The 18,422-nt window shown below is 60.3% G+C and carries 21 protein-coding genes; 7 read left to right on the top strand and 14 right to left on the bottom strand.

Features of this window, described 5'->3' with window-relative positions; all coding sequences use genetic code 11:
- Window positions 1-43 precede the first annotated feature (43 nt).
- The 4 genes from ACHFGA_RS10475 to ACHFGA_RS10490 all read right to left on the bottom strand — a co-directional run bounded on the left by ACHFGA_RS10475 (window position 44) and on the right by ACHFGA_RS10490 (window position 3,425).
- Complete coding sequence (locus tag ACHFGA_RS10475) at window positions 44-802, bottom strand: ABC transporter ATP-binding protein (protein ID WP_394282323.1); 759 nt, start codon at window positions 800-802, stop codon at window positions 44-46.
- Window positions 803-1,846 (bottom strand): ABC transporter substrate-binding protein, encoded by a 1,044-nt coding sequence (locus ACHFGA_RS10480; RefSeq protein ID WP_394282324.1) that lies wholly within the window; start codon window positions 1,844-1,846, stop codon window positions 803-805.
- A gap of 62 nt (window positions 1,847-1,908) precedes the next feature.
- Complete coding sequence (locus ACHFGA_RS10485) at window positions 1,909-2,973, bottom strand: FecCD family ABC transporter permease (protein WP_394282325.1); 1,065 nt, start codon at window positions 2,971-2,973, stop codon at window positions 1,909-1,911.
- 248 nt (window positions 2,974-3,221) lie between these two features.
- Window positions 3,222-3,425: a cold-shock protein gene (locus ACHFGA_RS10490; protein WP_018581751.1), complete on the bottom strand. Its 204-nt coding sequence runs from the start codon at window positions 3,423-3,425 to the stop codon at window positions 3,222-3,224.
- 253 nt (window positions 3,426-3,678) lie between these two features.
- Here ACHFGA_RS10490 and ACHFGA_RS10495 point away from each other — a divergent pair, with 253 nt between their 5' ends.
- The 3 genes from ACHFGA_RS10495 to ACHFGA_RS10505 all read left to right on the top strand — a co-directional run bounded on the left by ACHFGA_RS10495 (window position 3,679) and on the right by ACHFGA_RS10505 (window position 7,619).
- The gene (locus ACHFGA_RS10495; RefSeq protein WP_394282326.1) at window positions 3,679-6,036 is read left to right on the top strand and encodes a DEAD/DEAH box helicase; all 2,358 of its coding nucleotides are present in this window, start codon (window positions 3,679-3,681) and stop codon (window positions 6,034-6,036) included.
- 157 nt (window positions 6,037-6,193) lie between these two features.
- Entirely contained in the window at window positions 6,194-6,589 is a 396-nt protein-coding gene (locus ACHFGA_RS10500; protein WP_394282327.1) for a helix-turn-helix domain-containing protein, read from the top strand.
- A 10-nt stretch (window positions 6,590-6,599) separates the two neighbouring features.
- A complete protein-coding gene (locus tag ACHFGA_RS10505) occupies window positions 6,600-7,619 on the top strand; it encodes a DUF3039 domain-containing protein (protein ID WP_394282328.1) in 1,020 nt (339 codons plus the stop codon).
- Window positions 7,620-7,633: 14 nt separating this feature from the next.
- On the opposite strand, the gene ACHFGA_RS10510 is transcribed toward ACHFGA_RS10505, so the two are convergent.
- Genes ACHFGA_RS10510 through ssd form a run of 7 tightly spaced genes read right to left on the bottom strand, consistent with a single transcriptional unit; the run spans window position 7,634 to window position 12,169 of the window.
- The gene (locus tag ACHFGA_RS10510; RefSeq protein WP_394282329.1) at window positions 7,634-8,002 is read right to left on the bottom strand and encodes an Rv3654c family TadE-like protein; all 369 of its coding nucleotides are present in this window, start codon (window positions 8,000-8,002) and stop codon (window positions 7,634-7,636) included.
- Entirely contained in the window at window positions 8,002-8,307 is a 306-nt protein-coding gene (locus ACHFGA_RS10515; RefSeq protein ID WP_394282330.1) for a hypothetical protein, read from the bottom strand. The genes ACHFGA_RS10510 and ACHFGA_RS10515 overlap by 1 nt, the downstream gene beginning before the upstream one ends.
- A 10-nt stretch (window positions 8,308-8,317) precedes the next feature.
- A complete protein-coding gene (locus ACHFGA_RS10520; RefSeq protein WP_394282331.1) occupies window positions 8,318-8,548 on the bottom strand; it encodes a DUF4244 domain-containing protein in 231 nt (76 codons plus the stop codon).
- Window positions 8,549-8,578: 30 nt separating this feature from the next.
- A complete protein-coding gene (locus ACHFGA_RS10525; RefSeq protein ID WP_394282332.1) occupies window positions 8,579-9,169 on the bottom strand; it encodes a type II secretion system F family protein in 591 nt (196 codons plus the stop codon).
- Entirely contained in the window at window positions 9,166-9,936 is a 771-nt protein-coding gene (locus tag ACHFGA_RS10530) for a type II secretion system F family protein (protein ID WP_394282333.1), read from the bottom strand. The genes ACHFGA_RS10525 and ACHFGA_RS10530 overlap by 4 nt, the downstream gene beginning before the upstream one ends.
- A complete protein-coding gene (locus tag ACHFGA_RS10535; protein WP_394282334.1) occupies window positions 9,933-11,105 on the bottom strand; it encodes a TadA family conjugal transfer-associated ATPase in 1,173 nt (390 codons plus the stop codon). Before ACHFGA_RS10535 ends, ACHFGA_RS10530 begins: the two co-directional genes overlap by 4 nt.
- Window positions 11,102-12,169, bottom strand: coding sequence for a septum site-determining protein Ssd (gene ssd / locus ACHFGA_RS10540; RefSeq protein WP_394282335.1), 1,068 nt, complete (start codon window positions 12,167-12,169; stop codon window positions 11,102-11,104). Before ssd ends, ACHFGA_RS10535 begins: the two co-directional genes overlap by 4 nt.
- 200 nt (window positions 12,170-12,369) lie before the next feature.
- Here ssd and ACHFGA_RS10545 point away from each other — a divergent pair, with 200 nt between their 5' ends.
- Window positions 12,370-12,957: a DUF937 domain-containing protein gene (locus ACHFGA_RS10545; protein ID WP_394282336.1), complete on the top strand. Its 588-nt coding sequence runs from the start codon at window positions 12,370-12,372 to the stop codon at window positions 12,955-12,957.
- Between the two features lie 280 nt (window positions 12,958-13,237).
- A complete protein-coding gene (locus tag ACHFGA_RS10550) occupies window positions 13,238-14,065 on the top strand; it encodes an HAD family hydrolase (protein ID WP_394282337.1) in 828 nt (275 codons plus the stop codon).
- A gap of 17 nt (window positions 14,066-14,082) precedes the next feature.
- Here ACHFGA_RS10550 and ACHFGA_RS10555 read toward each other — a convergent pair whose 3' ends face one another.
- The gene (locus ACHFGA_RS10555; RefSeq protein WP_394282338.1) at window positions 14,083-14,763 is read right to left on the bottom strand and encodes a hypothetical protein; all 681 of its coding nucleotides are present in this window, start codon (window positions 14,761-14,763) and stop codon (window positions 14,083-14,085) included.
- Between the two features lie 129 nt (window positions 14,764-14,892).
- Here ACHFGA_RS10555 and ACHFGA_RS10560 point away from each other — a divergent pair, with 129 nt between their 5' ends.
- Window positions 14,893-15,396, top strand: coding sequence for a phage holin family protein (locus ACHFGA_RS10560; protein WP_394282339.1), 504 nt, complete (start codon window positions 14,893-14,895; stop codon window positions 15,394-15,396).
- Between the two features lie 109 nt (window positions 15,397-15,505).
- Window positions 15,506-16,435: an alpha/beta fold hydrolase gene (locus ACHFGA_RS10565; RefSeq protein WP_394282340.1), complete on the top strand. Its 930-nt coding sequence runs from the start codon at window positions 15,506-15,508 to the stop codon at window positions 16,433-16,435.
- On the opposite strand, the gene ACHFGA_RS10570 is transcribed toward ACHFGA_RS10565, so the two are convergent.
- Together ACHFGA_RS10570 and ACHFGA_RS10575 are read right to left on the bottom strand one after the other, a co-directional pair.
- Window positions 16,414-17,607, bottom strand: a complete 1,194-nt coding sequence (locus ACHFGA_RS10570) for a MarP family serine protease (RefSeq protein WP_394282341.1) — start codon at window positions 17,605-17,607, stop codon at window positions 16,414-16,416. The two genes, ACHFGA_RS10565 and ACHFGA_RS10570, sit on opposite strands and share 22 nt — an antisense overlap.
- An 85-nt stretch (window positions 17,608-17,692) precedes the next feature.
- Window positions 17,693-18,397 (bottom strand): NUDIX hydrolase, encoded by a 705-nt coding sequence (locus tag ACHFGA_RS10575; protein WP_394282342.1) that lies wholly within the window; start codon window positions 18,395-18,397, stop codon window positions 17,693-17,695.
- Window positions 18,398-18,422: the final 25 nt, after the last annotated feature.

Below are 18,422 nucleotides of genomic sequence, written 5' to 3' on the forward strand. Positions count from 1 at the left end.
GGGTTCAAAATCTTCTTCTGTTCCTTATCTATGCTTTTGGTTCTTAGTCCGGGAGCCTGAACGTGAGGTGTACTCCCTCGGCATCCTCGAAGCGTGACATTGAGATGTCGTACACAGGCTCGATGATCTCCGGGATGAGGACCTCCTGCGGCGTCCCGTCGGCCACAACCTTGCCCGCGTTCATGACGACGATGCGATCGCAATATCTGGCAGCGAGGTTGAGGTCATGCAGCACCACCAATCCTCCCGTCTCATTATTTGCAACGAGCGCCAAGACTTCGTGCTGGAAACGGATATCTAGGTGGTTGGTCGGCTCATCCAAGACCATGAACTCGGCATCCTGCGCCATCGCACGTGCAATGAGCGTTCTTTGACGCTCACCGCCTGAAAGCTGCGCGAAATTATGCGAAGCCTTCTCGATGAGGCCGACATGACGCAGAACCCCTTCGACGATCTCCTGGTCTTCCTCGGACGGTGTCGACGAGAAACGCTGGTGCGGAAGCCGGCCCAGCAACACCAGTTCGGCAACCGTGACCGGGATTTCGGACACTGTTTCCTGGACCACCACGGCAAGCTTTTGCGCTAGTTCCTTCCGGGTCCAGTGGGAAATATCTTTGCCGTCGACTTCGACAGTTCCGGAATCCGGGGCTTGGGTCCCATAAAAGGTGCGCAACAAGGTTGTCTTGCCACACCCATTCGGGCCCACAATCCCGGTTAACTCGTGCCGCGGGACATCCAGATCGATCCCCTTTAGGACAGGCCGGTCCCCAAAAGCGACATGTACGTCACGCGCTGCAAGCATCTAGAACGCCTGTGCCTCATCCAACAAACGCTCCAGGCCCTCCAGGTTCAGCAGGCTTGCGTACTCGAGGAAGAAAATCGGCAGGGCGATAATACGGTCTTCCTGCACTGCAGGCATTGTTTCTGCTCCTTGCAAATCACGCACTGCCTGGGCTACTTCCTCTGGGTCGCCCTCGGAGTACAGCGCGACGATGACCTCTGGCGAACGGTCGACGATCTGCTCTGCGTTGACCTCGAAGACGCGATCAGCTTCATCTGCGAACACATTCTCAAAGCCAGCAGTTTCCACGATCGGGTGGGACATGGAACCGCGGCCGTACGCGTAGGTCACGCCGCCACCAATGGTCGGGTACAACACTGCAGCAGAAAGCTGGTCGGTCTCATCCACGGAGGCCAACGCTTCGTCGATTTGCTGCTGCGTTTCCTCCTTCAGCTTCTCGCCCTCTTCTTCGCGGTCAAAGATGGTGGCGTACAGGTCGATGTGCGTGTTCACGTCCTCCCACTTTGCGTCGCCTTCGAGGCCGCCGCAGGCGCCTTCTTCCAAGATCACGGGAATGCCATTAGGCGCGAGGGTATCTGGGGTTACGTTGGTGGTTTCACCGATGACGATGTCGGGGTTACTTGCGACGACTTCCTCGCGCGAAATCTCAATGTGTCCGTTAGGAGCAAGCTCCTCCGACAGGGACTCGACCTGATCCAGTTTCGCGTTCAGCTCGTCCGAGAAGTACTCATCCAGGAAGACACCGCCCTTGGCCGTCACTGCGTCGAAGACACCCAGTGCATCAAGGGTGGGAACGTTTGGCACGTGCAGAATTGTGACGCGCTCCGGCACACCCTCAAGCTCGATGGTGTCGCCACAGTTCTCCACGGTGATTGTGTCCTCAGAGGAAGCGCCTTCCGCTTGGGTCGAGTCTGCGCTCGTCGTCGAGCCGTTCTGGCTAGCAGCAGTGCCTTGGTCTGCAGAGTCATCCTGTGCACAGCTAGTTAGAAGCAAAGACGATGCAACGATCGTGGCCGCTAGGCGCTTAGCGTAGGTACGTTTCATGACTGATGTTCTCCTTGTGTTTTAAGTGCAGTGTGAAGGGGAAGTGAGTGGAAATTGAGTTATTAGCTCGCCGAGTACATTCGACGAACAAGAACAAGCAGGAGTGGCGCGCCCACCAAGGCCGTAATGATGCCGATGGGAATCTCTTGCGGCGCCAACAAAGTACGAGCACCCAGATCTGCCAAGAGCAGCAAGATTGCCCCCAAAAGAGCGGAAACCGGAATAGTGTAGCGGTGGCTGCCGCCCACCATGCGGCGCGCGAGGTGTGGAACGACCAAACCGATGAAGCCGATACTGCCCACCATGGCCACGACCGACCCGATCAGGACACAGATCACGGCAAGGCAGATCATGCGGAAGCGGGTGGGGTTGATTCCCAAGGTCAGGGCAGTCTCATCGCCAATGGCCATGACGTCGAGGCGCCTGGACCACAGCCAGAGCAAGATGCACACGGCGAATACGACGACAGCCACCATAACCAGCGCACTGTTCCAGTTCGCTAGCCCTAGCGAGCCCAGCGTCCAGAACATGACCGAGCGGGAGCCTTCAGCGGTGTCGGCACCGAAGACCATGAAGTTGGTCAACGCCGTCAGCGCATACCCCACCGCCACACCGGCCATGAGCAGCCGGATCGATGTCATTGATCCCTGACTGCGTGCAACGAAGAAGATGAGCAAAGACGCAAGGAACGCACCGACGAAAGCACTGGCTTGGAGTGCAAAATCGCCGAACACGGCCCCGAAACCGAAAAGAATTGCTGCTGCCGCGCCACTACTTGCACCGGAGTTGATGCCGATTACGTACGGGTCCGCCAGCACGTTGCGCACCAGCGTCTGCATGATCAGGCCAGCGACTGCCAGGCCCGCCCCGGCCAGTGCACCAAGGATGACTCGCGGCGTGCGAATTTCCCAGATCACTGCGTTATTGGTGGCGGAGTCCAGCGAGGCGGTATCACCAGTGAGGTTAGCGCGGATGACGGCGATGACATCAGCGATCGGTACAGCCACCGACCCCCACGCGATTCCCGCCACTGCCATCAGCACCAGCAAAATGACTAAGGCAACACAGATCCATCGCGCTCGGAGGCGCCCTTCTTCCAGGCCAAGTATGTCTGCAGGTTTAGTCACACAACAAATCTAGCATTCAATTGAATATTATCAACCCGGAAAGAAAAACCAGCCACCCCGGCAATCTCGCACCAGGTCCCCTCCCCCACGACCAGGCACTTTGTAGCACATCGGTGCAAGATGGCGCCATCCTGCACCGATCAGATATAGAACCGCAGGTCACAGCACACCCCACCTGGTGCAGCTTTTCCACCCCACGAAAAACACCCACGGTACAAGCCCGCGGGTGTTCGTCGTTAAGCGAAACCTTAAAGCGCAGTTACCTGCTGTGCCTGTGGGCCCTTGGCACCCTCGCCGATCTCAAATTCGACCTTCTGGTTCTCCTCGAGGGTGCGGAAGCCCGAGCCCTGGATTTCGGAGTAGTGGACGAAGACGTCGGAGGATCCGTCGTCGGGAGCGATGAAGCCGAAGCCCTTTTCAGCGTTGAACCATTTGACAGTTCCGGTAGCCATTTTGTAGACCTTTCGTAGGTTGCCGGTAGTGTTACGACACCGACGTTTTGTCGGCGACGGGTCTTTCCGAATCACCAGGTCTAGCTATTAAACCTGGTGCCCGCGGATAACGTTCCTTCGCGAGCACCTTGTGGGCGCGCACAGAATCTGCGACCACCTTCAGTGTGCCACGAATGACATGGTTTTGACAGGGTAAAAGTAATAATTGTTCGTTTATACAAGGTTTGACTACACCCTAAAAGGTGAAGGATAGATGTCCAAGAATTTTGGATCCGAAATAATCGGCCAGCTCACACGTCGTTTCCCAAGCTCACGGCTCACGCACGTCGCCACCACCGAGCCGGTCAGCGCACGCTTCGACGAGTGGCCCACATGGGTGCACCCGGGGCTTCGCCAGTCGCTTATCGACGAGGGCGTGGACCACTTGTACTCGCACCAAGTCCAGTGCGCCGAGGCCGCCTGGGCCGGGCGGGATGTTGTGATTTCGACGGGGACATCATCGGGAAAGTCACTGGGCTACCTGCTTCCGGTGCTCAGCCATCTAGCCACAGACCCCACGGCCTGCGCCTTGTACCTAACGCCAACGAAGGCCTTGGGCTCCGACCAGCTGCATGCCGTGCAGCGCCTTGTGCGCCAGGTCGAGAAGCTCGCCGGAGTACATCCCGCACCCTATGACGGGGACACCCCCACCGAGGCCCGCGCCGGGATCCGCGAGACCACCCGCTTTGTCTTTTCCAACCCGGACATGGTGCACGCCGGCATGCTGGCGGCACACCAGCGATGGGCACGGTTTCTGCGCCACCTGAAGTTCATAGTGGTGGATGAGTGCCACACCTACCGCGGCGTGTTCGGCGCAAATGTTGCTTTGGTGCTGCGCCGGCTGTTGCGTGTGGCCAGGTTATATGGCGCGACACCTGTAGTGGTACTGGCATCTGCTACGGCGGCTGACCCGGCGGGTCAGGCATCGCGGCTGATTGGGCGCGAGGTCGTGGCGATCACCGAGGACACCGCCCCGCGCGGCGAGCGCACCGTGGCCCTGTGGGAACCCGGTTTCATCGAGGGCGCCGAAGGCGAGCATGGTGCCCCCGTGCGCCGTGCGACCACCACCGAGGCCGCCGAGGTCATGGCAGCACTTGTCGCGGAGGGGTTGCGCACGCTCACTTTTGTGCGGTCCCGACGCGCAGCGGAGATCGTCGCTATGCGCGCTGCGGAGGAGCTTGTTGTTGCAGGGCGAGCGGACTTTGCCTCCCGGATCGCGTCGTATCGTGCGGGTTATCTAGCGGAGGATCGTCGCGCGTTGGAGCGCAAGTTGGATGAGGGTGACTTGCTGGGTGTCGCGACGACGAATGCCTTGGAGTTGGGCATCGATGTGGGTGGGCTGGATGCCGTGGTGATGGCCGGCTTTCCCGGTACTGTGGCGTCTTTTACCCAGCAGGCTGGCCGCGCGGGTCGGCGTGGCCAGGGCTCCGTGGTGGTGATGGTGGCGCGCGACGAGCCAATGGATACGTATCTGGTCAATCACCCCGAGGCCTTGCTGGGGCGCCCGGTGGAGAACTCGGTGTTCAACCCGCATAACCCCTATGTGTTGTGGGGGCACATGTATTGCGCAGCGGTGGAAGCCCCACTGACCACACGCGATGTAGAGGCCTTCGACGCCCACGAGGTTGTCCACGATCTCACCACCCGCGGCTTCTTGCGCAAACGCCCGCGCGGCTGGTTCGCGGTTCCCCAGCTAGAGGGCGAGATCAATCCTGAGTCCGCGCACTCTGCGGTGTCTTTGCGCGGGGGTTCGGGCGAGGAAGTCATGATCGTCGACATGTCCGATGGCCGCCTGTTGGGCACCATCGATTCCGCCCGCGCGGGCGCCCAGGTCCATGCCGGCGCGGTGTATATCCACCAGGGTGAGTACTACGTGATCGAGGAGCTTGACCTGGAAGGTTACATGGCCCTGGCGAGGCCGGAAGCCGTGGATTATTCCACGCAGGCACGTTCGACGACGGATATCCGCATCCTTTCCACCAAGCTTGACGACGAGCACCTGATCAACTTTTCGCCTGGGCTTTGGGTGGCAAACGTGGATGTGGAAGTCACCGACCACGTCACTGGATACGTGGTGCGGCTTTCCGACGGCACCGTGAGCGAGCACGTCCCCCTGGACCTGCCGGAACAGACCTTGATCACCCGTGCCGTGGCCTATACGATCGACCCGCAAGCACTGGAAGCAATGGGCATTTCCACCGGCGAGATCCCCGGCGCGCTGCATGCCGCTGAGCATGCTGCCATTGGGTTGTTGCCTTTGCTGGCCACCTGCGACCGCTGGGACATTGGAGGTGTCTCGACCGCGTTGCACCAGGACACCATGTTGCCCACAGTGTTTGTTTATGACGGGCACCCTGGCGGGGCCGGTTTCGCTGACGAGGGTTTTGCCCGCTTCCACGAGTGGATCACCGCCACCTTCGAGGCTGTGCAGGCGTGCGGGTGCGAGTCCGGCTGCCCGTCGTGCGTGCAATCGCCCAAGTGTGGCAACGGCAATCAGCCATTGGATAAAGCCGCGGCACTGAAGTTGCTGGGAGCTTTAGTGACGATGACGGCTAGCCAGCCACGCGACTAGTAGCGGTAGTACCCCTAGCTGCGACGCGTTCACCGAAGATGTTCTGGCGGATATAAATTCCGGGCCTTGCTAAAGCCCCTTCACCCACATAAACTCGAATCAGTTAAATCACTTAAAACACTTAGATCGTATACGCGACTAGCCCTCAAGGACCTTCATGCACGGAGCTATCAATGCTGCACCCATCAGCGATTCAGATCGGACGGAACTTGACAAGTTGCTTCATATCGCCGAGCGTCCCGCTGTAAGAGAGATACTTTCCCGGCTTATCCACGCGAGCAATGATGAAGTCTTTTACTCTTTTCCAGCCAAACCCCTCTCGACAACTGAGACCGCTGATCTCCTCGGTGTAAGTCGCAGCTTTGTGAATAAGCTCATCCGCGAAGGGGATCTAGAATGCGAAATGGTAGGAACACACAAGCGGATTCCACACAGTGCTATTGCACGATTTATGTCAGAACGAGAAGCCGCGCGAAAACAGTTCGCTGAAGCTCGTAGTAACTATGCCAAGAATCAAACTGAGACCCTCAACGAGCTAATGGATCTCATGTAATCTTCAGTAAATGAACGCAAAGCGCGCCCGCCCCACCCTCAGGCTCCTACGAGAGGACCTTGGGGAGGCGCGTTTTTCCTATCTTGCGTCCCGCTGTGAGGAAGACCAAGCCTCTGTGTATGGATTGTCCGAGCTCGATCACCCGATCCTGATCAAGGCTGCAGAGAGTTTTAACGGAAATTCAACAGAAGATCATCACGAAGGTGCCATTAAAGCAGCTCTCCACTACCTTCTCTTCGAAATAAAGAACTCACAGTGGCGCGGTGGCGTATGGAAGGACGACGCGGGAACCGCATGGGTCGTAACTGCTGGACTCGCAAAAGGCGGGCACAAAGATCATGACGATTTCTACAAGAAGATTGAGCGACATCACCAATCCCCGGAAACGGCGGCTGCCCTCCTTCCTACAGCTCTAGATCGCAAACTCCTGCTCGCGGAAGAAACGAACGCTATTTATCTTGCGTGGAAGCTTGATATTCAACGCACCGTACATGCTGGACTTATATCTGCTTTGTCGGGTAACCCCACTGTGAAGATACTAAGCTTCCCCGAAGGGACTTTTTCTAAGGTTCCCCCAGCTGATCGCGAAGTCCTTTCTTTCCTCATCGCTGTCGATGAAACTTCTGGCCTAGCTGAAGTTTCAGTTCGCTTTACAATCCGTTCACGTTGGGCAAATTTGAAACTCAGTTGGGATTTGCAGACTTTCGTCCTCAATGCGATTTATCCACCGCTGTACCGCTGGGATGCGTTGCCAAATTCGTTGTTCTACTGTTGCGAGGAAGAGGGCTTCTGGCAAGAGCAAGCCTCAAAGCTCAAAGAATCCATTGCTAAAGAAGAAATCCTTCCCCTCGTTGAAGATCCTCATTCGCACTATCTCCACAAGACCGACATCGAAAATTCCACGCATAGTGGGGAACCTAAACGGGCTCTTTGCGGAATGTATGTCGTCAGCCACCGCGATACAGAAGGCTTGGAGCAATGTCCCGACTGCGCGCATGAGTACGCTCGCCTCGAGAAGACCATTGATTAACGACCTTGATCCAATCAGAGGGGCCCGGCGCGCGAGGTTGCCTCAGCAAGGGGCATGGTGAGCGTGACGACGACGTCTGCTTCCATCGTCTCACAGGTTGTGAGGGTCGCGTTGTTGAGTTCTGCGGTGTGGCGCGCGACGACACACGGGTTGTGGCCGTTGTACAAGGCTGTCGCACCCGCGACCGCGGCCAGGTCTGCTGCGACCTGGACGCGGTGCGAGCCCACCACATGCCCCACCGCACCGGCAACCACCAGTAACAATGCTGTCACGGCCGTGATGATACCTGCGGAGGCCACAGTGGCGGCGCCAGAATCGTCGGCAAGCACACTGCGAGCACTGCGGACACTGCGAGCACTGCGAACGTTGTTGGTAGTGCGCATCAGCGATACTCCACCGGGTAGGCAGCGGTGGCCTCAGCAGTGCCGAGGGCCGCTGGGATTCGGGCGGTGACTTCGACGATGCCGCCGGCTTCGCGGACGGTCACGTCAGCGGTTCCGGGATCGAAGTCCACCCCGATGGCATAGGCCCGCGCGGCGGCACCGGCGATGTCGATGGCGCTGATGTGGGCAGCCATGGTGGCGATCGCCGCAACAATGCCCGCGGCGACCACCATCAGTGTGGCCAACGATAAGGCGGCCTCGATGGTGACGGAACCGCGGTCATTAGTTAGCGTGCGGATGCTCATGAGGTACTCGCTAGTTACCTGGTGTGTTACTCAAAGCATCGGTGATGATTCCTTCTATGGCATCAACCACCCCGTTGCCATTGATCACCATGTACAGCACCGCTGCCAGGGCGGCCGCGGCTAAAGATCCCATGGCGTACTCGATTGTCGACATTCCGCGATCATTGCTGGTCAAGTCGTGAAAGCGGGAGTAAAAGCGAGTGTAAAAATGGACGTATGAGCGGGTTAGAAAAGTGTTCATGATGATTCTCCTTGTAGGGTGAGTGAGTAATTAATAGGTAGGTAGTAGTTCCGATCCCAGGCTGATCACCACAGGGGCAAGTCCTAGGACGAAGAATGCGGGTAGGAAACAGAGCGCAAGCGGAATGGCAATCATCACGCCGGCGCGTTCGGCACGAGCGGTGGATTCGTCCACGCACTGTGCGCGCAGTGTGGCGGCGATTCGCTCGCAGCCCTGCGCCAATCCAGCACCGGTGGTGCTGGATAATGCGACCAAGCTAGCCACATCAGACAGCCCTGGAATACCAGCGACGTGGGCCCAGGCCCGTTCCGGTTCGACACCGAGAGAGCTCAAGGCCGCGGCCGTGGACCAGGCGTCCCCGAGTGCGTCAGAAGCACTGGTGTGGGTAGCAGACACCGCAGCGACGGCTGTGGTGACCGGTTGGCCGGCCCGGAGGCAAGCGGCAAACAGGTCGACATCAGCAGCTATGGCCAAGAGGTCCCAGGGCCCGTCGCGCGGTGTCGCGCCCTGGCTCCGTTGGGAACGTCTGGCTTCGCTGCCCTGAGCAATCCCTGCCAGGCGCCCAGCAGGGCGCGGGGCTGTCAGTACCAGTAAGCCGGCGACAATCAGTGCAAAAGTCATGCGGCGGCCCTCGCTACGATCACATGGGAGATCAGGATTCCGGTACACGTCAGCGCGGTACCGACCAGAAGAAGCACTCCGCCTAGAGAAGTGGTGGTGAGAAACTTCACCGGATTGGCTCCCATCAGCATGCCCATCCCAATCCCTGCCACCGGCAGCACTGCCAGTACTAACGCCGTGGACTGAGGCCCGGCCAGCGAGGATTGTGTGGCCGCGCGGTGGCGTTGAGCGGTGTCGATCCGGTCCCGCGCTTTCTCCAGCAGCGTGGCCAGCGGGATGCCGTGATTTTCGGCCAGCGCCCAGACACTCCCCAGGCGCCGCAGCTCTTCGGCCTCGGCATCGAGGAACGCCGTTGCTCCGGAACCACCACGGCGTACATAGGCGTCGGCACGTGTGATGGCGATCCGCACGTCGGGTGGGCTGCTCGTCGGCACGCGCGATGCTGCGTGGTGGCAGGCGTGGGCGATGGTGGCACCGGCGCGAAGATCGGCAAGCATGTGCCCCAGGAAATCGGCGATGACCTCGCGTTCGCGTGCCCGTTGGCCTTGCTCACGGCGGTCATTGAGCACCCATAAGCCGGTCATCGCGGCGAGCGTGACAGCGACTGTGACAAGGACCTTGTCCGTGGCCACCGCTACCACGGCGGCCAGGATGGCTCCCGCTGTGATGAGGTGCCGGACCGAAAGCGCCCGCCTGGTTGAAACAAGCCTGCCGGCTGGCGCACCGGGAGCCACGAGCAGGCCCGCGGCGAATAAGAACGCGGTCATCGCGTATTCACCCCGGCGATGCGCTTGAGCTCCTCAAAGCCATCGAGCGGGCCCTCGTCAGCAGTCCAACAGGCGGTGGCACACACAGGAGTTCCGGAAAGCAGGCCGATCTGGTCGAGACTGCGTGCTCCTCCGGGCCCGCGTTTCATCACCAGCACCACCTTCACCGCGGCCGCCAGTTGCGAGTGTAGTGCTGCCGGTTCCAGCCCTCCCAGCGCCCCGAGCGCTTCGATGCGCGCAGGGACCTCGGCCAGGGAGTTGGCATGCACGGTTCCTGCGCCACCTTCGTGCCCTGTGTTGAGCGCTGCCAGCAAATCGACGACTTCTGCGCCACGAATCTCGCCCACCACAATCCGGTCGGGCCGCATGCGCAGCGTTTGTTTCAACAGGTCGCTCATGGTGATTGCGCCCCGGCCCTCCGTATTGGAGCCGCGCGTGGTCAGGTTCACCACGTGCGGATGATCGGGTGCGAGTTCGACAGTGTCCTCGAGAGCCACGATCCGCTCGTCGTGAGGCACTTCGGCCAGCATCGCGCCCAGCAGGGTGGTCTTGCCGGAGCCGGTTCCGCCGACCACCAGGAATGATGCGTGCCGACGAACGATGCCCCGCACTACCTCGACTACCTGAGCGGGGATACTGCCCCGGCGAACTAGGTCATCGAGCGTGGTCGTGGAATGTCGCAGGAGGCGCAGCGAAATGCAGGTGCCTTGGGCCGCTGGCGGGGCCAAGACCGCGTGGATGCGCACCAAGGTGCCGTCAAGTCTGGTGAGGTGGCCGTCGAGGAAGGGCTGGGCATCGTCGAGCCGGCGGCCGCACGCGCTGGCAAGGCGGGTAGCTAAACGCCGAACTTCGGCGTCATTACTGAAGCTGAGGTCCGTCAGTTCCAGGCCACGGCCGCAGTCAATGAACACCTGCTCAGGCCCATTGACACAAATATCGGTCACTCCTGGCCGGGACGCGAGGGCCTCGAGTGCCCCCAGCCCTTGGGTGTCGTGGCGCAGGGCACGCATCGTTTCCAGCACGTCGACATCACTGATCACTACCGCTTCCTCGCGGATGATTCTGGCCAACTCGGCGGGATCGACGTTGGTGGAAGCACCGCCCATATTCTCTGCGGTATCGGCGAGCCGGCGCTGGATTCGCTCCAGTGTGTCAGGGCTTAATGTCATGGCAGTCCCACCGCCTGCCAGATCGCTTTCGCCGTCGTTGACAGAGCCCGTGGGAGGCGCTGTGGCAAACCCGTGGTCTCTAAGGTGCGTGTGAGTTTGGCGATGTGCGGTAGCTCGGCGATTACGTCGGCACGCGCAATTTTCTCCAGCTCGTCTGCGCTAATCCCGGACCATCCACGGTGGCGCAGCACGAGGCCAACGTTCTGGCTGGCGGCACGGCATTCAGCGACAATCCGGGCAGCGGTGGCAGCGGCACGGATCTCAGCTGGCACCACAACCACCACGTACGTGCTGCGCGAGGGAACCAGGAGGGGTGCTGTATCCACCACGGTGACACCTGTGGATCCCAGCGACATAAGCACCGCGTCGAGCTCCTCGGCAGTGATCTGAAAAGGATCGTCGATGGTGGTGCGCACGCTGGTCAGCACCCGAATGTCGTCTGTTGTGCCAGGCAGTGCGCGGCGCAGGTCATTACGGTGAACTTCCCCGTCCCCCACCGTGATTTCGCCCCAACGCGCTCCCGTCTCTTCTTCGATCCCGAGGAGTAGATCCAGCCCGCCGGAGTAACGCCCGGCGTCGACGAGTACCGGCGCATGCCCGCGGCCTGCGGTTCGCGCCAAGGCTGCAGACAGGGTCGATGTGCCTGCCCCACCGGCGGCCCCGACCAGCGACAGCACACTCGCGCCACCGCTTTCCGACGCACCGGGAGAGCTTTCAGCAGCTGCCACTTTGCCGATCGCCGCGAGCAGCTCACCGGCCTGGGCAGGCAGAATAAACACCCCGCTTGCGTGCACCTGCAATGCTGCTTCAAAGTCGATGTCGGCAGCATCCGCCGTGACGAAGTAAACGCCATTGCGGCGCGATGGTGCTGACAAGGATGCCGCAGTGGCAGCATCAATGATCACCGCATGGGCTCGCGGCCATTGGTTGGCCACGGTAGCTGGATCGCGCGTATCGACGATCGGCCTGCCGGTCGCCGCTGCGAGGTGGAGAGATTCGGGGTGCAGTGCCGGATCCTCTACTGCGACCAGCATCGGTGTGTGCTCTGGTGTGTTCGGTCTCATGACTGTGATGATGCTGCACCCACACATGCTTTACGCAGCACGTTCTCACGCTGTGGATAACTCGCCGTTTCCGTAGATAAGTCAACAAGATTCTGTGGATAACCCCTCGCCGAAGTGAATGTTTCTGACATAACGCGACGCCGAACGCCGGCATTACTTCGCTACGATGCGTTGCACGAAATCAGCATATGCTGATAACCATGACCAAAAACGCAAACGCTATTCAAGAACTACTTTCCAAGCTCCCCTATGACGAACTGTCGAAAAAGACAGGCGAGGACCCCCACACTGTGCGCACCGCAGCCGAGGGGATCTTCAACTCCTTGCTCATGGGCATGGGAGCGAATGCGGAAGACGATGCTGGCCGTGATTCGTTGACCGACGCCGTGCAGCAGCATGACCCGAAGCTTGCTGAAGGTGACGTCAGCGTGGCCGACATCGACACTGAAGACGGCGATAAAATCGCCGCCCATATCTTCGGCCAGAACAAAGACCACGTCACCCAGCAGCTCGGCGGGGCTTTTGGTGGTTCAAACTTGGTGCGCCAACTCCTGCCGCTGCTGGCACCGGTGGCGCTCTCGTGGCTGTCTGGGCGCCTCCAGCAGAGCTCTGAGAGCACTGAAAGCGCAGGATCCGCACGCAATCAGGGCGGCTTGCTCCAGCAAATTTTGCAACAGATGGTTGGGAGCCAGCCCCAACAGTCCACACAGGGCGAGCCGAGTGAACAGAGTATGGGCACCGTATTGAAGGACCTTCTCGGAGGTCTCCTCGGCGGAGGCCGCCGTTAAAAATAAGGGACGGCCCGCGCCTCGGGGGGGTGTGCGCGGGCCGTCAAGTAACCCGGCCTCGGGGGGCGAGCCGGGGCAGGCCACACTGTATATCGGGGCCATGCACTGACGATTATGGCACACGCTATGGATTTTTGACAAGAGCAAATTAGCACAAATCTACGAATTTTTACTTTACCGACCTTAACCTGCGCTTATGTCTCGCAAAAAATTGCCGGAATTCACAATATTCACTTCCGTCACTTAACTTTCCGTATCAGTTGGGGCTACACTAAGGCCCATGCACCAGAACAGCGCCGCCTCACCCGCGTCTGAGGCGCGGCCCGTCGCCGCGTTTTTTGATCTTGATAAAACCATCATCGCCACCTCCTCCGCCTTCGCGTTTGGCCGCGAATTCATGAACAACGGCCTGATCAGTAAGCAAGAAGCCTTGGAAATGTACCTGGCCAAGACTTCTTATATGTTCGGGGGAATGACCAGCAGTGAGATGGACTCGACGCGCGACCAGCTCAGTCAGCTTGTCGCCGGCTGGCCTGTTGAAGAAGTACGTCGCATCACCGATGAGACGATCCACAGCGTGGTCACTCCCGCTATCTACACGGAAGCACGCGAACTCATCGCTTTTCATAAAGCCGCTGGCCACGAGATCGTGATTATCTCGGCGTCAGCGATCCAGCTGGTCGAACCGGTCGCCAAGGAACTTGGAATCGAACACGTTGTAGCCACCGAAATGGAAGTCAAAGACGGCCACTTCACCGGCAATATCACCCGCTACCTGAAGGGTGATGCCAAGGCTGATGCGATCGTCGAGCTGAGCAAACGCTACAACCTGGACCTCGAAAACAGCTACGCCTACTCGGATTCCGCCACGGACATCCCGATGTTGGCGCAGGTAGGCAATCCCGTCGCCGTCAACCCGGACCGTGCGATGAAGAAACACGCTCTCGAGCACGGCTGGGAAGTTAACACGTTCAAAAACCCAGAGCCCCTCTTCCACGCGCCGTCCGCGAAGGAAGTATCCATCGGGGCAGGCGTTCTGGCGGGGATCGCCGCCATCACGGTCGGTGGCGTGTGGGTGGCTCAGCGCCTGCGCAAAGATACCGCATAGATACCGCTTAACGACGATCAGGCCGCCGCAGCAATCCCGTCCGCCTCTACCCCGCCGGCCGCAAACGCCCGCAGCATGAACTCCAACCCAGCGGTGACGGCTGCGGCCTCGCCGGTGGCCCACCCCTGCGTCACGGCCGCGTAGTCTGCCTTATGGCGGTGCATGTACGTCTCTGGGACCGCAATGCCCAACGGGTCCACTCCACTGGTCAGCAGCGCACAGCGCGCCGCCACGCGTGCCACCACGCCACTGCGCGGGCCGAATAATTTCCGGCCCAGAATCTCCAGGTGCATTACCGCAGCGAGCACCAGCCCGTCACCGCCGGCCGATCCCACTAATCGCGCAAAGGCATGCAATCGGGCGGGGCCATCGTCGAGAAGCGAAAAGCCCGGACCGCCGGCGGCAACGTCGAGGTGGGCGAAGACTTGCACAGGCGCGCGCCGGAACGTGCGGGCGGTGGACTCGGAGGTTTCTGGCGAGAGCACCGCGTACGGACTGATGTGTTCTTCGATCTCCACGCCGTCGAGGATGGCTGAGAGCTTCGCGCCGCGCAGAACGGACTCGCTGACGATCACGTCAGCCCTGCGCAAAGCCGCCGGGCGACGGTGTGCGCGAGCGATTGTGGACGTGGCTTCGTCGACAAGCGATGCAACCTCGCCGAGCTCTAGGTAGGGGGAAAGTGGGCTGTGAGCAGGCATATCCTCTACAATAGCCCCCAGTAGCAATAATCAGACGAGCATTATGAAAAAGATGGGACTACTGTGGTTGCCAGACAATAGATACAAAACTGCAGTGTCCACCACAGACACCCCAGGAAGGTTTACACCGTGAGCAACAAAGGTCTTTACACTGATGGTTCGGAGTCCTACTCCGCCAAAGTCAATTCGATTCCGCTGAGCGATGTCGATTCGACTCGTCCGGGCGAAAGCTCGCTGGGAGAGCTGGTGTCCAACGCCACCGAGCAGATGTCCACGCTGGTGCGCTCTGAAATCGAGCTCGCAAAGACCGAGATCGCAGGCGAAGTGAAGAAGGGTGCTATCGGTGGTGGGGCGTTTGGCCTGGCCGGCGTCGTCGCTTTGTACTCGTCCTTCTTCTTTTTCTTCTTCCTCGCCGAGCTGCTGGCGGTATGGCTGCCACGCTGGTCTGCATTCCTCATCGTCTTCGTCATCATGCTGGTCATCGCAGCCGTGGCGGCCTTGATTGGCTGGCGCAAGGTCAAGGACATTAAGAAGCCGCAGCGCACCATCGATTCAGTCTCAAACATGAAGAACTTGGTACCAGGTAAGGCACAGCACAACCTGGAAAAGGGCCAGTCCCACATGTACACCTAAACCGGCTGCGCCCCAATGCCTCCGATCGGCGTGTACCCTTAGTTAACGTCCACCGCGCATCATGCGTGGCGGGCGTTTTCCCATGTCGAACGAAGGAGGCCACGCACCGATGCACCGCTATGCACCATCTCCTGACGTGGTCAAACTCGACGGCGATTTCACCCACCGCATGGTGCATGCCCGTGGGATCCGTCTGCACACGGCAACAGCCGGCGACCCCGCCAACCCCCTCGTGTTGCTCATTCACGGCACCTTTGGCGGATGGTTCGACTTCAAAGATGTCATCGCGCCCCTGGCGGCCCACGGCTACCACGTCGCGGCTTTAGACATGCGCGGCTACGGCATGAGCGATAAACCGCCCACCACCCCAGGTGATGAGATGCGGATTGCCACCGGTGATGTGGCCGGCGTGATCTCCTCGCTGGGCCACTCGGAGGCCATCGTCGTCGGCCATGACACCGGCGGTTCGGTCGCTTGGGCATTCGCCGCGCAGTACCCAGAGCGCACGGCCGCGCTGATTTCTGCTTCGGCTGCCCATCCCACCGACCTGCGCGCCTCCATCGCGCGCCGCCCGTGGGATTTCATGCCGATGACCCTCCGCATCTTTGTCGGCCGCCTCCCATCGGGTTTGCTGAAGCGCCTGACTAGGCTGCACCGCCCCGTGTGGCACCGCGAGCTGGTCCTGAACACCACGCCAGAGTTTCAACGCAGTCCGCTTTTCGACGAGATCCTCGACCTGCGCGTCAAAGCAGCGAGCATCGGCAACGCGTTGCCCCATATTGTGCACAATTCCCGCCTTCTCACTCCGAAGCTGCCGCTGCCGACGGGTGGCGATGCCACAGTCCACGCCCCCACCCTCCTGATTCACCCGCCCCAAAAATTGTGGGACTACGTGACCAAGCGTTCACGACAGCGCGTGCGCGCGCGTGTCGACGAGACAAGTATTCCAGGAACGAAAAATATCCCGCACGTGGAGCAGCCAGAGGCGTTCGTCGAGACGCTCGCGACGTACCTGGACTACCTGGACACGCACTCCTGAGTATCGACCGGGGTGGTTAACTCCTGGATGTTGCCGACCTGCTGCTTCACTTCGCGAATGGTCAATGCGTAGCCGGTATCCGAAGAATCGACCGACGCGCCGAAGACCACACCGATCACCTCGCCGTCAGTGGTGGTCATCGGTCCGCCAGAGTTTCCTTGGCGGATGGTGCCACGTACCGTGTAGGCCTCACGTTCCACGCGCCCGGTGGCGTAAATATCCGGCCCGGCAATAGTGATCCGATCACGTACACGCGCCGGTGCCGCTTCAAAAGGACCGGACTGTGGGAAGCCCATCACCACGGTATCCTGGCCAGTTTCCACCAGCTCATCGCTGACCGGCAGCGACTTCAGACCAAGCTCGGGGGAACGCAACACAGCGATATCCACGTCCGGGTTGTAGTACACCACGTTCGCCTGCTTCATGCCCAGCACAGTTTCCAGGACGACCTCGGTCGTGCCCGCCACCACGTGGGCATTAGTAATCACGTAGTTATCCGCAACGACCCAGCCAGAACCCATGAGTCGACGCCTGCACGATTCGGCCTCGCCTCGCACGTGAACAATGGATTCACGCGAGCGCTCGACCATGGACGGATCAACGGCAGAGGAGGCGGGTGCGTCGACGTGCTGGCGCGCACCGGCGTCGAAAGGACTGACAAGCGGAGGCAGGCCGGACTCGTCGAGAAGCGCTGAGAGCTGCGCAGGCAGGCGCGAGGCCCATGCGGGTGCGGCCTCGTCGACGATGCTGAGCACCTTAGAATTCCGGATCGCCTGCCCCGCGGTGCCCGGCACGTTCGCCGCCACCGGGATGGAAATCAGCCAGATCACAAGGATTGCAGCAAGCGATTGCAGGACCGCTCCGATGAACGAGTCGAGGCGTAACGACGACACCTTGCGCATTCGATCGCGCCACGCAGCACCGATAGTCGCACCGACGAGGTTGCCTAAACCGACGAACAGCAAGATCACCGCGATGAGAAGGAGCAGGCGCCACACGGATGCGTCGGCAAGTTCCACGATGAACGGGGCGACCGCCAGTCCGATCACCAGACCTGCGATGATGCCTATCGCAGATATCACCGATGCGAAGGCGCCTTGGCGCCAGCCGGCCATGAGAGCGACGATGACAATAACTACGATGATCACATCGACAATGAGCGCTGCAATCACGTGGTTAGCTTCCCTTCAAAATGGTGCGAGGACTCGGCATAGCAATCGCCAATCCTACTCATGCCGGGCCGCTATATAAGAATCGTTAGCGATGACGCTCACCGTTACGGGACTGGGCCAACGCATCGCCTAGATCATAGACCCGCTCATGCGCCCAGTGCTTTTCCCATCCCGCCGCGGAGAAGATGCCGTCGAGCAGCGCCGCTGTAAAACCCCACACCAGGTAGCCGTTTACGCGAAACGCGGGCCCGGTCCAGCCCCGCCAGCCGACAGCAATGCGGTTGGCATCGTCGAGAAGCTCGTGCAGGTTTGCGTCGAAGACATCATCGGTCTCATGCTTGCTGGCAGGCCACGTGGCCGCGGGTTCGTGCTGGTAGGCCACCACTGGGTGGACTGGGTAGCCGTTGGAGCGCACGCTGACGGTCTCAAGTGTGGCCACAGGGGTGACGGCCGCCGGGTCCAACCCGGTCTCTTCATTAGCTTCGCGCAGGGCGGCATCCACCGGCCCGAGGTCATCCGGGTCGATCCGGCCGCCGGGAAACGCCATCTGGCCGGAGTGCGTGCGCATGGTGGGTGTGCGGTGCGTTAAGAGGATACCGGCGTCATCCGGCAGGGACGTCGCTGTTGGGTCGCCAGAAAAGAGCATGAGCACCGCTGCCTGCTTTTCACCACCGCGAGTGGGCGTGCGGTTCGACAGCCGGGAAGAGACCATGTCGGCCCCGTGGGAGATGTCACCCAGCCATTCCGGGGCCTTGTGCGGATGCACCGGAATATCGTCAGGGAAAGTCACAGGCACCTCCACGTACTTTCTCGCA

Origin of the sequence: Corynebacterium sp., assembly GCF_043426755.1 — a bacterium.
Lineage (GTDB): Bacteria > Actinomycetota > Actinomycetes > Mycobacteriales > Mycobacteriaceae > Corynebacterium.